The sequence below is a fragment of the Sessilibacter sp. MAH3 genome (genome assembly GCF_054658275.1).
Window position 1 is genome coordinate 1 of record NZ_BAAGIE010000007.1, and the last position, 13,464, is coordinate 13,464.

The 13,464-nt window shown below is 41.2% G+C and carries 16 protein-coding genes; 15 read left to right on the forward strand and 1 reads right to left on the reverse strand.

The features are described 5' to 3' along the window. Window positions 1-587 precede the first annotated feature (587 nt). The 9 genes from ACYQ2C_RS05805 (at window position 588) to ACYQ2C_RS05845 (ending at window position 7,748) form a co-directional block, all read left to right on the forward strand. The gene (locus ACYQ2C_RS05805; RefSeq protein ID WP_460100667.1) at window positions 588-989 is read left to right on the forward strand and encodes a contact-dependent growth inhibition system immunity protein; all 402 of its coding nucleotides are present in this window, start codon (window positions 588-590) and stop codon (window positions 987-989) included. 83 nt (window positions 990-1,072) lie between these two features. Further along, a complete protein-coding gene (locus ACYQ2C_RS05810; RefSeq protein WP_460100669.1) occupies window positions 1,073-1,477 on the forward strand; it encodes a hypothetical protein in 405 nt (134 codons plus the stop codon). A gap of 97 nt (window positions 1,478-1,574) precedes the next feature. Next, window positions 1,575-2,186, forward strand: a complete 612-nt coding sequence (locus ACYQ2C_RS05815) for a LysE family translocator (protein WP_460100672.1) — start codon at window positions 1,575-1,577, stop codon at window positions 2,184-2,186. 393 nt (window positions 2,187-2,579) lie between these two features. Then, the gene (locus ACYQ2C_RS05820) at window positions 2,580-3,083 is read left to right on the forward strand and encodes a hypothetical protein (RefSeq protein WP_460100675.1); all 504 of its coding nucleotides are present in this window, start codon (window positions 2,580-2,582) and stop codon (window positions 3,081-3,083) included. A 329-nt stretch (window positions 3,084-3,412) separates the two neighbouring features. Then, window positions 3,413-3,730: a hypothetical protein gene (locus ACYQ2C_RS05825; protein ID WP_460100678.1), complete on the forward strand. Its 318-nt coding sequence runs from the start codon at window positions 3,413-3,415 to the stop codon at window positions 3,728-3,730. A gap of 65 nt (window positions 3,731-3,795) precedes the next feature. Then, complete coding sequence (locus ACYQ2C_RS05830; RefSeq protein ID WP_460100679.1) at window positions 3,796-4,158, forward strand: hypothetical protein; 363 nt, start codon at window positions 3,796-3,798, stop codon at window positions 4,156-4,158. 92 nt (window positions 4,159-4,250) lie between these two features. Continuing rightward, entirely contained in the window at window positions 4,251-4,385 is a 135-nt protein-coding gene (locus ACYQ2C_RS05835) for a hypothetical protein (protein ID WP_460100681.1), read from the forward strand. Between the two features lie 1,141 nt (window positions 4,386-5,526). Then, on the forward strand, window positions 5,527-6,486 hold the full coding sequence (locus tag ACYQ2C_RS05840; protein ID WP_460100687.1) for a 1-aminocyclopropane-1-carboxylate deaminase/D-cysteine desulfhydrase: 960 nt from the start codon (window positions 5,527-5,529) through the stop codon (window positions 6,484-6,486). Window positions 6,487-6,581: 95 nt separating this feature from the next. Then, window positions 6,582-7,748, forward strand: a complete 1,167-nt coding sequence (locus ACYQ2C_RS05845) for a cyclic nucleotide-binding domain-containing protein (protein ID WP_460100688.1) — start codon at window positions 6,582-6,584, stop codon at window positions 7,746-7,748. On the opposite strand, the gene ACYQ2C_RS05850 is transcribed toward ACYQ2C_RS05845, so the two are convergent. Beyond that, window positions 7,709-8,683: a DUF1853 family protein gene (locus tag ACYQ2C_RS05850; RefSeq protein ID WP_460100689.1), complete on the reverse strand. Its 975-nt coding sequence runs from the start codon at window positions 8,681-8,683 to the stop codon at window positions 7,709-7,711. The genes ACYQ2C_RS05845 and ACYQ2C_RS05850 overlap by 40 nt on opposite strands. A 99-nt stretch (window positions 8,684-8,782) precedes the next feature. Between ACYQ2C_RS05850 and ACYQ2C_RS05855 the strand changes: the two genes are divergently transcribed. From ACYQ2C_RS05855 to ACYQ2C_RS05880, 6 genes are all read left to right on the forward strand, one after another. Then, complete coding sequence (locus tag ACYQ2C_RS05855) at window positions 8,783-8,944, forward strand: hypothetical protein (RefSeq protein WP_460100691.1); 162 nt, start codon at window positions 8,783-8,785, stop codon at window positions 8,942-8,944. Then, window positions 8,941-9,852, forward strand: a complete 912-nt coding sequence (locus tag ACYQ2C_RS05860; RefSeq protein WP_460051758.1) for an NAD(+) kinase — start codon at window positions 8,941-8,943, stop codon at window positions 9,850-9,852. Before ACYQ2C_RS05855 ends, ACYQ2C_RS05860 begins: the two co-directional genes overlap by 4 nt. Before the next feature lie 398 nt (window positions 9,853-10,250). Further along, window positions 10,251-11,249, forward strand: a complete 999-nt coding sequence (locus ACYQ2C_RS05865) for a metallophosphoesterase (protein WP_460051760.1) — start codon at window positions 10,251-10,253, stop codon at window positions 11,247-11,249. Window positions 11,250-11,348: 99 nt separating this feature from the next. Further along, complete coding sequence (locus ACYQ2C_RS05870; protein WP_460051761.1) at window positions 11,349-12,257, forward strand: rhomboid family intramembrane serine protease; 909 nt, start codon at window positions 11,349-11,351, stop codon at window positions 12,255-12,257. A gap of 58 nt (window positions 12,258-12,315) precedes the next feature. Next, window positions 12,316-12,573, forward strand: a complete 258-nt coding sequence (locus ACYQ2C_RS05875; RefSeq protein ID WP_460100695.1) for a YeaC family protein — start codon at window positions 12,316-12,318, stop codon at window positions 12,571-12,573. Between the two features lie 38 nt (window positions 12,574-12,611). Then, the gene (locus tag ACYQ2C_RS05880) at window positions 12,612-13,412 is read left to right on the forward strand and encodes a DUF2797 domain-containing protein (protein ID WP_460051823.1); all 801 of its coding nucleotides are present in this window, start codon (window positions 12,612-12,614) and stop codon (window positions 13,410-13,412) included. The last annotated feature ends 52 nt before the right edge of the window (window positions 13,413-13,464 follow it).

Genomic DNA, 13,464 nt, shown 5'->3' on the forward strand with positions numbered 1-13,464 from the left:
AAAACCGTTGGTGTTCAGTGTTTGTTGTTTCATGATCAAACCGTTTTATTTGCAGACGAGATATTATGGCAGATCTCGGAGGTTAATCAGAGGTTCCTAAGATTGATAAATTCACAGAAAAACATGGTCTATATCTAATTGATTGGCCGAGGTTGTTTTGGTCTGGGCCAGAAAAATTAAATTTCTTGGCGTATGGTGAGTAATGCATAACAAGACTTTTAATACGCATTCCAGCTGCTTCTCAGCTTCCATTAGATTCTCAATGCTGCGCAATAAAGCGACGTTATGGCGCAGGGCAAGATTTGGCTAAGGGAACTAGATAAGTGAGAAAGTGAAAGCAGCCTGGAGTTGCCCGTTATCTCAGTTCATCATCGGTTGAGTACAAGCGAATATTAGGCAGGGACGTCGACCTAGTTGATATACAAGAACTAACGTTGGGTTCAGCGCCATAACAAAGCGTTTAAGACAGATTCACAACGCTAGGCATTTTCGATTTGAATTGACTTAAGTGTTTACGGCACAAAGGTTTAGGTTGGTTGGTCGCGTTGCTCACCACTTAACGCAGTGTTATGGCTTTACGGGTATTTATGGATAAATCGAAATCGATTGAAGAACTAACAGGGAACGTTTTCAGCGCTCCAGAGCTACAGTACTCTCTATCTACAAAGTGTTTTTCTCTTGTTAAAACACCTGTTGCTGACTTAAATGTTGAAAACTTACGAATGCTAATCGGGCAAGGAATTGCGCTAGAGTTTCTTATTCCCCTTGCACTAGACCTACTAGAAAGCGACCCGCTGGTAAGCGGTGCCTTTTACCGTGGTGACCTTTTGGAAAACGTGGTTAATGTTCCTGAAAGCTTCTGGAATCAGCACCCTGAACTCAATAATCGTCTCGTCGAAGTCAGAATTGAATTTGAAGGTGTTTTTAGCACAATGTCTAAAAACATATGGCCGTCACTACAGCACTTCGAGTTTAAAAATGAGCCATAAGGCGGTCAAGTTCACTCCGCCACTGCGCGGGACGCCAAAAGCCCCGCTTTTTGCGCCCCTTACTACGGCGTTATGTGTAACTTGTGATCATGTTTCGTGCCATTAAGATAATAAATTCAAGGAACAAGAAGAATATCAGGTTTGTTGCAGCTGGTTCATATCAGATAGAGTTCTTTGAAAACAATAGATCTCAATACTTTACAATCTACCGGTTCAACTATGGCGGTGAAGGTGCTTCCCAGTATTATCTAATCAACCTCAACAACTCGGAAATCATTCAAATCTCCAAGACAGAGGTTCAAATAGTTCAAGGAGCAAGCATTTATAAATTACATACAAGAGAAAGTGACTATAAGACGTCCGCCTATGTTACTCGTTATTTATGGGGTTGGTTGCCACTCGGCAGGTTTGGCGGTAAAGCTAGTCAAGCTGGCTTATCATTGCTAAAGTCAAGCCTTGAACAATATTTAAATGATTTGGAAGTATAAAACACATAACAAATACATCAAAAATCGCTTCACTACGTTGCGCTGGACGTCGCTAGCGCTTCGGCTTGTATGTCACCGTTATACAGGAGGAACACAGATGGAAAATTATTTCGTTTATATCAGCGTCGCAATGGCAACTATTTTATTGCCAGGCCCTGCAGTAATGTTAACTATAAGTAACTCTATCCAAAGAGAGCTTTCTAAATCTTTTGCTGGGGTTCTTGGTATTGCTTTGGCAATTCTACTGGTTGCATTTGTGTCTGCCACTAGCCTAGGAATTGTTTTGGCAACATCTGCACTTGCATTTAACGTAATAAAAATTGCTGGCGCTGCGTATTTGATTTATTTAGGCATCAAGATGTTTTTTAAAAAAGTCACGAATGAGGCCGTAATCAAAAAGCAAGAGACTTCCCATATCAAATGTTTTATTGAAGGCTTTTTAGTTTCCGTATCTAACCCCAAAGCAGTAATCTTCTTTATGTCTATATTCCCTCAATTTATTGACATGTCTAAGGAATATGTTCCGCAATTTTTTCTATTAGCTGCTACGTTTAGTGTTTTGGTGGTAGTAATTCATACTCTGTATGCTGTTTTTTCGTCTTTCGCCAGATCAAAGCTATCGTCTAAAAATGCAAACTCTATTCTTAATAAAGTAAGTGGCGGGGTTTTTATTGGCTTTGGTATTGGTCTTGCCGCCTCAAGCAAGTAGGTATAACAAAACAATCAAGCGGATGGCTTTTAAGTTGCACTTTTGCCATTCTGCTTCACTTCATGTTATGTCAAAAGTGTAAATTAAAAACCACCATTTATGGCAGTGTTATACGTCCTCTTTGTATTATTCTTTGCGAGTTTAACTGTCGCGTTATTATTGAAATTCGTCCTTCTTTGTAGCTGAAGCCTATGTAAACTAAAGCGTTGAGCGGCTAACGTGGTAACTTATATTTTTGTATTTTACGGTTTGAAAATTAATCGCGTTTGTTCTTCAAAGTCTACGTGAATTTGTGTTGAATTTTTGGTCAGCATTTTAAACATCAGGTAAAAGCGCGGCTTTTTTGGACTCGCCACCGCTTGGCTGGATGTTTAGTGGGGCGCTAGGGAAACTATGAAAAGTCGAGCAATAGCTATTATCCTTACATCGTTGCTTTTATGTGGCTGTCCACCTAAAGGTGCAATGTTAAAACAACAAAATATCCAGCGCATTGATGCTGGTTTAGGCGTGGATGGCACATCAAAAATATTGGCCAGCGACGAAGAGGTTGATCAGTTCGCACTCGAAATTGAAAACTTTTTAAAAAGCGAAGGCTTTGAACTGCTTAATTCAAGCATATCTTGGGGGTTGCAACCGCTTACTGGGCACACAAAAAATTTAGGTTTAAGATATCCTGGTACTAACGCAATATATTGCTACGTTAAAGTCTCAAAAAAAGAATTGCGGATTAAATTCGTTGAAATTGAGAAACAACCACAATCAAATGAATATGCAACTACTGCCAATGATCTATTAGTGGTAAAAGAAACAATTATTGCATTAACTGAGCTGGCAAAACTAAAATTCAAAGGGCGCTATGTCCGTGTTTCTAAATTTGAACGTGCAAAAAAGCCTTAACAAAATAATTTATTTGACTTCAATACGCTGCGCTTTTTTTGTCAAATTATTGTGGCCTCAGAACTAACGCGAAATCGTGGCTGCTAATTTTAGTAAAAGTTAGGTTTACGTTGTGCCGTTTTGTTCTTCGTGGTTTAAATTGGATAATTGAGTAATAGAAGGTAAGGTGGCTTATGTATTTGATGGTGCGCCTTTGGGGCTGCTAAATATTTATTTTCGTGGTTGTTCTAACAAGCTGCTGTTATTCGTTTCGACCACAAAATGTGATCTTTATCGGACGCGCTAACGTGTGCTCCAGACTACGGTGTTATATTTATTAGGAGATGCAAGTGTTTATAGCTGTCTACGAGTTTGAAGTTATAGAAGGAAAAGAGGAAGTTTTTAGGCAATATTGGTTAAAGACGACGCAGGGTATTTACCAAGAGTGCGGGAGTCTCGGTTCGAGGTTACATAAAACGAATAAACTCAATATTTATGTGGGGTATGCTCAGTGGCCGAGTAAAGAAATATGGAACAACGGAAACCTAACTGGCGAAGACTATCTTGCGGCTCGAAATGAGATGAGAAAATGTCTAGTTTCGTCAAAAACAATTTACGAGATGCAAGTCACTGATGACTATCTACAATCAGTTGAGTTTAAAGCATAACCAACCAAGCGCGTATTTACTGCAAAAAGCGTGAAAAATCCTGAACCAGATCTAGGTTGTTTCTCTTGCTGTTTTTTGAAGCATTATATGAGCTCATGATTAAATATTATTTACATAAAGATAGAGCGAAGGAAAACGTAGATGGACCTTTTTATACTGTAGATATTGGAGCAGATTGTGGATGTGGTTTGCCCGAAGCAGTTGCGCCGGAATTACTTAAAACATCTATTGATTGTCGATATCAAACCTACTTCTTCAAGCAACCTCAAACAGATCTGAAAATTACGCATGTAATCGAAGCAATTAATGTTTGTGGTATTCACGATATAAGATATAGCGGTAAGAATCCTAGTATTATCTCGCAAATTCGTTCAGGGCAAACGGATTTCGTCATATCAAAAAATGGTGAGGTAATTCTGAATATTTAGTTTATAAACAAACTAAATAAGGTCCGGCAGTAAGTTGTCTCGGAGCTCCGTTCCAACGCGTTATTGGGGCTTTATTTGGATAGGATATTCCGATGAATAAGCTAGTAAGAGAACGCTTCGATGAATATTCGAAAAATGCTCGCATTAAGCTAGAGGGCCTACGAAATTTAGTTTTTCAGGTCGTCTACGAGTTGAAACTTGATGAAGTCGGTGAAATTCTAAAGTGATGCGAGCCAAGTTATGGTGTTCTAGGGAAATAGAGCGATAGTTCTGCCTTTATCAAACTCGTTGCCTGAAACTGCGATCAAGTCTTGTTTCAAGTTAACTTTAACCTATCAGCAACATAAGAGTCTTCCTCTTTTAGGTAGGCGCGCGAAAGATTCACATTCAGAACATTTAAGATGGACTGCAAGCACCTAGTGGTTTTGATTAAAATTGCTTTGTGTGGAAATTCCCAGCGAATACAGGGCAACGTATGGCGGCGCATAAGCCTAACAATACGTTGCTGGCGGCTTTGACCCTCAATGCATCCCTTTCAATAAAACGGGTTATATTAATTTTAAGAGGCAATTACCAGCAGGTGATTTTGTGCACGGTTTTCATTATTTAATCAATAGTGTGCTCGTATTTCCTTTTTTATCCTGATTATAAAAACGAGACAGAACCTGGCGGTAGGTCGGTTTAAGATTCAGCAATATTATTAAAAATTATCTTGTTTGCTTACCGCAAGATAATTGCCACACACTGAGGAATTGAATGGTGTTGCAGTAAAAATATTATTTTTAAATCTTATCGTAAGATTCAATTCCTCACTTCACAACGGGTGTTAATCTTGTGTGTTGCTATCCAAAAGAGATCGCTGAAATATTCAGGCTGATAATTTTAATTTTTCAGAAATAAGGCTTAATTGATAACGAGCTGTTCGCTATTGATGGTCGTAAAGTGTCCTCATTAATTCTTACAAAATTATTTTCTAGCCTCAGTTTGATAAATTTTCAAAAACATTGCCTGGGTAAGGTTAATTGTTAAGAAATTTGATTGGTTTTTTAATTTTATTAAAACTTACTTTTGTTTTAAAGGGCTGTTGTTTGTGATTTTATGGCTGTTTTCGTTTTTTTTTCAAATGACTGCTCTCTTACGGGACCTGTCTTGGTCGCTGTGTGCGTTTCGATCATTTATCGGTTCTTAGTTATTTGTCGCTGATAGATTTGTTCTTATTGTTCTCTTATTTCAATGTCTTCTCTGTAATTTACGAGATTTAAATCCGTTGATCTGATTCTTCTAAATTGTGCGTAATTTCTTAGGGTTGTGGTATTGTTTTCGTTCAATGTTCTTTTAACTCTACGACCTACTTAAATTACGCGCATTATGTCTCTCGATTTTTTCAACTTTTATTCCGATACGCCGTTAGAGGATGTTTCCTGGGCAAGTGCGAAATCTTCAGGTGTGGGCGTGTGGTTAAAGCGCGAGGATTTGGTGCATTCTGACTGTTCGGGCAATAAATGGTACAAGTTGCTTGAGAATATTCGCGCATTTTATTGTGACGATTTAGAAGGAGTTGCCTCATTTGGTGGAGGGTTTTCAAATCATCTTCACGCTTTAGGGCACGTAGGGCATCTACTTTCTGTGCCAACGGTTGGTTTTGTACGGGGTAATTACGGTGCTGAACTAACACCTACGTTAAAAGATTGTAAATCTTTGGGAATGAATTTGGTTTTTTTGGATAAATCTCGTTGGCAGGAGCGTGATACAGACAAATTTGCACTAGAATTTCAACAAGATTTCCCGCGTTATGTATTAATTCCAGAAGGTGGTGCAAATACGCTGGCCGTTAAAGGTTGTCAGCTTATTGGTCAATCCATTGATCGGCAGGTAAGCACGATGCCGATATTTCCGCAACCGACCAAGATTTTTGTGGCGTGTGGAACAGGGGCTACACTTGCGGGTTTGGTGTCGGGTTTGCCTAAACATCGTTATGAAGTCACTGGCATTAGTGTTCTTAAAGGCGTTGATACGCTGACTTCATTTGTTGATCAACTGTTGGTAAATGTGGGCGCTGAGCAGGTTCCTAGCTGGAAAATCCTCTTTGATTATCATTGTGGCGGTTATGCCAAGGTCTCAAAAGCACTTTTGTCGTTTATAGATGATTTTGAACGCCAATTTCCTGTCTTGCTTGATCCTGTATACACGGCTAAAGTGTTGTTCGCTATTAACGCAATGATTGATCAAGGTCTAATCAAAGCCGGCGAAAATGTTATTGCGGTTCACACTGGTGGAATCCAAGGGCGGCGCGGATTTAAACATTTCGATAAGATGGCGACTTTTTAAGGGACAGCACCGTTTTTGTGTTGGTTAATTTAGTCAGTTTTGGTTAGTTATTAACGCTGGCAAAACACATTAAAGCGTTTGTGGCGCTACAGGGTATGAACAGAAAAATCGATGGCCTTCACTCATTTGTGCCGCTTCAGGGCATTCCTCAGCAGCACTTAGAGTTCTTATTGGATAAAGCCAGTAGTTATTTTGTGCTAAAGGGCGCTTCCGTCGAAACTGACCAGTTTGGTTCTGAGGTCATCGTTTATTTATATTCGGGTGAAGTTGAAATTACCTACCCAAACGGTGAGTTGCAAAATGTAAACGCTAATACCAATTTATTGCCATTAGCCTACCAAGCTCAATCTACCGTTAAGTTAACCGCGGTTAGCGATTCTGAATTATTGATCTTTCCAGTTGACGATCTTCGTAAACAGCTGTGCTGGAGCCAGATGGCTGAGTTCCAGCGTGTGCAGATTGCCGGTGATCCTACCCGCGATGAAGATGCCGAGTGGATTAATTTTATTCTAGATTCAAATCTATTTTTTAAAGTTCCACCCACCAATGTTGCCGATATTTTTTCAAAACTTACTCCAAAAGTGGTTAGTGCCGGCGATGTGATTGTTCGTCAAGGTGAAATTGGCAATGCGTGCTTTTTTATAAAAGAAGGCCGTGCTCGTGTTGATATTTATGATCCAATGACACAAATTTCGGCGACGGTTGCGGAAATTGCCGCGGGACGTTGCTTTGGTGAGGACGCCTTGGTTAATAAAACCAAGCGTAATGCAACGGTTACTATGATCGAAAATGGCGTATTAATGCGTTTAGCTAAAGATGACTTTCTACCTCTGATGGAAGAAGAATCGTCACCTAAGGTTGAATTAAAGTATTTGTTGCCTCTTATTCGCGGTCTATCGGAGGCCAAATCTGCTGAAGAAAGCACTAAAATACTGGTTGATGTCAGAACCTCACCCGAGTATGAAGTGAGCCATTTGCGTAATGCGGTCAATATTTCTTTAGATTTATTGCCATTGCACTTACCACGTTTAGACACCAGTGCAGAATATGTCTTTTACTCCGACACAGGATTTAGAAGCGATGCGGCTGCGCTGGTATTGTCTAAGCTTGGCTATAAAGCCATGTCGTTAGCCGGGGGATTTAAAAAAGTACTGTCGAAGTGCTTGGTCAATCCCGAATGGCAAAAACTAATTTCTGATCAATCGTATTGGTTGAGAGGCGGTCAAGTAGTGGCGGACCAATCGTCAGCAACAATAAAATAGCGTGATATCTTCACATTCTGTGGGTTATCCATTGTGCTGATAATAATTTGAATCGGGCGCGCGTAGGTTGCGAAATGTTGTTGAATTTCAGTCACTAAGTTTTCTTTATTGTTCGAATCTAACCGATGGCGGTTGTTGAACTCGGTTAGCTGATCTTGTGCCACCGGTACAGTTAACCACTCATCTCTGCACAAAGTTCGCGCTGCAAAGCTGTTGTTTAATAGCTGTGGTAGATGGCTTTGTGCAATCCAATACCCAAATTCGTTGTTGGTGTTTATTGCTTTGGGCAGGTGTTTATTGATTTCTTCTTTAGGATGTTTTGTTACCCAGTGTGGGAGATACAGCACGCCTTTTACTAAAAACTGCTGCGCAAATTCACCACGATCAAACCCTAGATTTTTAATTGTTTGCTCGCTCTCTTGTTGTTTGGTTAGTGTGAGTTGGTTTGAGAAGAGCTTATTAATTTTTAAATCTAAACGGTCTTTTCGATTGGGGCCAACCCACGCTTTTTGCTCGTTTAATTGTTCGAGTTGATTAACATCGGCGAGATAAAATTTAACGGCGGTTTCTAGGTGTATTGATTGGTTATTTAATGAATCATGAAATAAGAAGTCAATTTCGCCTAATGTTCTTTTGTGTTTACCGAACGTTTTAATTTGTACGCCGTGATTTAGGTTAGTAATTGCCGGTTTGGGTGAGCTTTGGCTTAAATGTTTTAAATAGAAAAAAATAAGTTGCTCAAAGGTTTTACCCAAACGATTGTGATTTTTAAGAGAAGTAATTGAGTCATCGAGAAATAGCGTACGGGTAAGTTCGATTAAGATATCTTCATTGATGGGGTAGCAAAACGGTTGCGCATCATCTGTAACCCATTTCGTTAAAAGGTTAGGTGAAGTAAGGCTCCAAATAAGTTGTTTAATTCTAAGTTGTAGCATGTATGACGACCGTTTTTATTTAACCTAAACTTCAGGTTGGATGAAATTTATACCTTTCGAGTGCTTTTTTGCCGGAAAAATAGGATATTTCACACAATAATGATCGTTATGTCATGTCTTGATGCGATTGCTGGTCCTAAAAACTGGGCTTTTAATTCCTTTGCTGTAAAATCGGTTCCTGTGGTGGAATGGGCTTGTTTGACAGGTGTAGTTAATGTCAATGAATTTAATTATGGCTTTCAGGGTTTCCCTAAACAATGACTGGCTTTAAAACAATTGGCCTGATAGGGCGTCCTGGTAGTGAGCTTGCTTCGCAAACGGTGAAACGATTGTTTCACTTACTTGTTGAGGCAGGGTATTCGGCTCTGTTGGATACCAACACGGCGGCGAGTTTACCCGGCTTAGAGGTTCGATGCGAAGATTTAGACGAGCTCGGACAAGTTGCTGATATCGTTATTGTTGTGGGCGGTGACGGCAGTTTGCTCGGCGCTGCGCGCGCGGTTTGTCAATACGGAACGCCATTGCTGGGTGTTAATCGGGGTCGGTTGGGCTTTCTTACGGATATCTCACCGAACGATATTGATACCAAGGTGTTGGAAGTTCTTGGTGGCGCTTATCTTTCGGAAACGCGTTTTCTGCTCGAAATGGAAGTTCTTCGTAACGGTGAGCAAGTTGGCGACGGCATTGCGTTAAATGACGTGGTGTTACATCCCGGTAAGTTTATTCGTATGATCGAATTCGAACTCTATGTGGATGAATATTTTGTCTACAGCCAGAGATCGGATGGAATTATTATTTCAACACCCACAGGTTCTACGGCTTATGCATTAAGTGGTGGCGGACCTTTGATGCATCCTAAGTTAGATGCCATCGAAATTGTGCCAATCAGTCCGCATACGCTCAGCAGTCGCCCGATGATTATTTCCGGTAAAAGTCAGGTGCGGATGGTGATTGGCGCTGAAAATACCGCTTTTCCTTACGCGACCTGTGACGGTCAGATTCATCTGGTTACTCAGCCAGGCGATGAAGTCATTGTTCGCAAGCATGAACATGAACTAACGTTGATTCATCCGTTAGGTCACGATTTTTATGAAACCTGCCGACGAAAATTAGGGTGGGGTAGCCATTTACCGACGGATAACGATGTTGATTTCGAAGAAGACGCGTAAAGATTTCTTAACCGGTAAGCACTTGTTGGTGTCAAAACAAGTATTTACAAAATAGCGTCTTTTATTTGCTCGACTTCAGTAATTTTGACGTCAATAATTACTAATAGGAATTTTTGCTTAATTCCCTTATGCGTTAAGCAAAGACCAGAAACTGAAAACAGTATTTTCAATTTCTTCACAATTTCAATGACTTATTGTTCTTGAAATTAGCGACGTTTTCTTGAAAATCGCGACACATGCGTGTGCCGCAGGCCACTCTAGATTTATTGTTAGATTCACTATTAATGTGTCTGGCCAATAGAGTTGTCGTTTTTTTATACGCGCTGGTGATGGCTATTTAAGTTAGCCTAAAAATTACACACAGCATTTTGTGAACACTCAATAACCAAGTAGTTGCCATGTTGGCGGAGCACGAACTCGATCGTTTTAAAGGTTTCGATATTATCGGTGATATCCACGGATGTGCCGAGACGTTGAAACGATTGCTAGCGAAACTGGGCTACTCTCTTAAGTCGGGGGTTTGGCGCCATCAAACTCGTCTGGCTGTTTTTCTCGGTGATATTGTCGATCGTGGACCTCATATCCGTGAGGCTTTAGCGATTGTTCACTCTATGGTCGAATCCGGTAGTGCTGTTTGCATCATGGGTAACCATGAATACAATGCTGTTGGTTACTGCACTCCCGCGCCCGCGATCATGGGCCAAGAATACCTTCGCGAGCATAATAACCACCACAATCGCTTAATTGCCGAAACCTTAGAGCAGTTTGCTGCTTATCCAGAAGAATGGAAAAACTATATTGAGTGGTTTCGTTCACTGCCACTTTTCTATGACTTCGGCAGTTTTCGGGTTGTTCATGCTTGTTGGGACGATTTTTTAATCAGTGAATACCTAAAGCGGTATCACTCCAACCGAGTATCACTAGAATTCATCATCAAATCCGTTGATCGCGAGTCGTTTGAAGGCAAGTTGATGGATCGACTCACTCGCGGTACAGACTTAAAACTTCCTGCCGGGCGTGTGATTACCAGTCGAGACGGATACCAACGCCGTTTTTTCAGAACCAAGTTTTGGGCGGAAGATCCAGAAACCTACGGCGATGTGGTGTTTCAGCCCGATCCGCTACCCGAAGACTTGGTCGATCGTAAGCTCAGCGACGACGAGCGAGAAAATCTGCTGTTTTACCCACGCTCTGCGGCGCCACTGTTTATTGGTCACTACTGGTTGCAAGGCAAGCCTCGTCCAATTACATCGAACATCGCCTGCATGGATTACAGTGCGGTAAAATATGGGCGTCTTGCTGCGTATCGGTTTGACGGTGAATCAAAGCTGCAGGCCGATAAATTCACTTGGATCTACGTAAACCCTCCTGAATGGCGTGAACCGGAGCCAGATTGATCGAAATGCTGCGTGAATCGGTTGAACTCTATAACTTAGGCGCAACCTTAGTCTTATTGTAAAAAAATCTTCCTGTAAAATGTCGAATTTGGCTAATTTATGAGCGCTTGGTTTCCTGCAGCAGGTTTTCCGTTATCTAAGAATTTAAGTCATCTAGATCGACATTTAACGCAGGTTGGTATTACTCACCGTTTTATAGAAGAGCAGAGCCAAAATCTGCAGGTGCTGTGGTTGTTCAACGAAGGCGATGTTCCCAAGGTAAAAACAATTATCGACGAGCTGGTTAGTGGTGCCGCATCTTGGCCAAACACCGTTCCTTCAGCTAAAAGCACGACAACTTCCAGTGGCGTTCAGCAACTTAGCCGAATCGAGCACTCTATCGCTAAAGCTTTTACTGCTGCTCCATTAACCCTAAGCTTAGTGGTGCTAGGCATTCTAGGGTGCCTGTTGGTACTGTTCCCCAGCCATTTTTCGGTTCGAATTTTAAACACCATTTCATTCCATCAGGTTTTTATTCCTGAAAGCCAGATTGCCTCTGTGTATCAAGATATTGCGGCAGGCCAGTTCTGGCGGCTATTTACACCTGTTTTTATTCATTTTAGTGGATTGCATATTGCCCTAAACGCTACGATGCTGTGGTTTTTAGGTAGCAGAATTGAGAGAGCTATTGGTTTGCGGTCGTATTTGATCTTGGTGGTCTTTACCGGGATTATTTCAAACATTGTGCAAGCGCAATGGGACGGTATTGCGTTCTTTGGTGGTTTATCGGGCGTTGTTTTTGCGCTTGTTGGCTATGTGTTGGTCTGGCAGTACCGAAGTTCTCAAACCGCTATTGCAATACCCAAACCGCTGATAGGCATGATGATTTTCAGCCTAATACTTGGTTTTACACCCGTTTTGAACATTATCTCGGGATCAAATATCGCCAACGGCGCCCATCTGGGCGGTTTTATCGCGGGTGTTATTGCTGCCGGAATTCATCGTGGTATACGTTATTATCTAAAATAACGGCAAAGTTCTAAGCGGCGTACAGTTAAAATTTATTGATATGGCAGATGTAGATTTTATGAACATTTCAGATTTAATCAGTAACATTACCCCTCAAGTACTCGAAAACCTCAAGCGTGCCGTTGAAATTGGCCGCTGGCCAAACGGGCAGGTGGTGACTCAGGAGCAGCGAGAAAACTGTTTACAAACCATTATCGCCTACGAGCAATTCAATGTTCCGACTGAAGAGCGCACCGGCTATGTACCGCCAAAACCCAGTTGTGCGAGTCATAAGCACGACACGGTGGACGAAGATCAGCCGTTGAAATGGTCTTAATGCCAATGTCGGTTAACTTAACAGGGCAGTGCGTGAAAATGCCCGCACAGCTCGATGAGCAAGGGCAGGTTAGTTACAGTTTAAAATTAGGGGCCGAGCAGCTGCCTTTAAATGAGTTCTTAGAAAAATCCATTACCATCGAATTTGAAGGTGCTATTAATTGCATTGAGTGTGGTAAAAAAACCAAAAAGAGCTTTTCACAAGGTTATTGTTTCGGTTGCATGAAAACGCTTCCGCAGTGTGATCAATGCATAATGAGCCCTGAGCGATGTCATTATCACGCAGGAACCTGCCGAGATACACAATGGGCCGATCAATTCTGCATGACCGATCATGTTGTTTATCTGGCCAATACTACGGCGCCAAAAGTGGGAATTACACGAATTTCACAGATTCCTACACGCTGGATTGACCAAGGTGCCGAGCAGGCGCTGCCTATCTATCGCGTCAGTACGCGACAGCAATCTGGATTTGTCGAAGATGTATTGCGAGAGCATATTGCCGATAAAACCAATTGGCGCAACATGCTAAAAAGCAATGCCGAGCCCATCGATTTAATTGCCTTGCGCGATTCTTTATTTGCAAAAGCCAGTGAAAAATTAACCGAATTAGAAACTCAATTTGGTCTTCAGGCCGTACAAAAATTAGAGGCCGAAGTCGTTAATATTCAATATCCAGTTTTAGAGTATCCCAAAAAAATAACCAGTTTTAATCTTGATAAAATACCGCGTGCTGAAGGTGTTTTGCGTGGCATTAAAGGTCAGTATTTGATGTTAGATACCGGGGTTATCAATTTGCGTAAATACACCGGCTATCAACTTAAAATAGCGCTGAATTAATTTTAAATACCCTATGGAAGCTTGAGTATTTTTTGTATTGTCTTGTTTGATA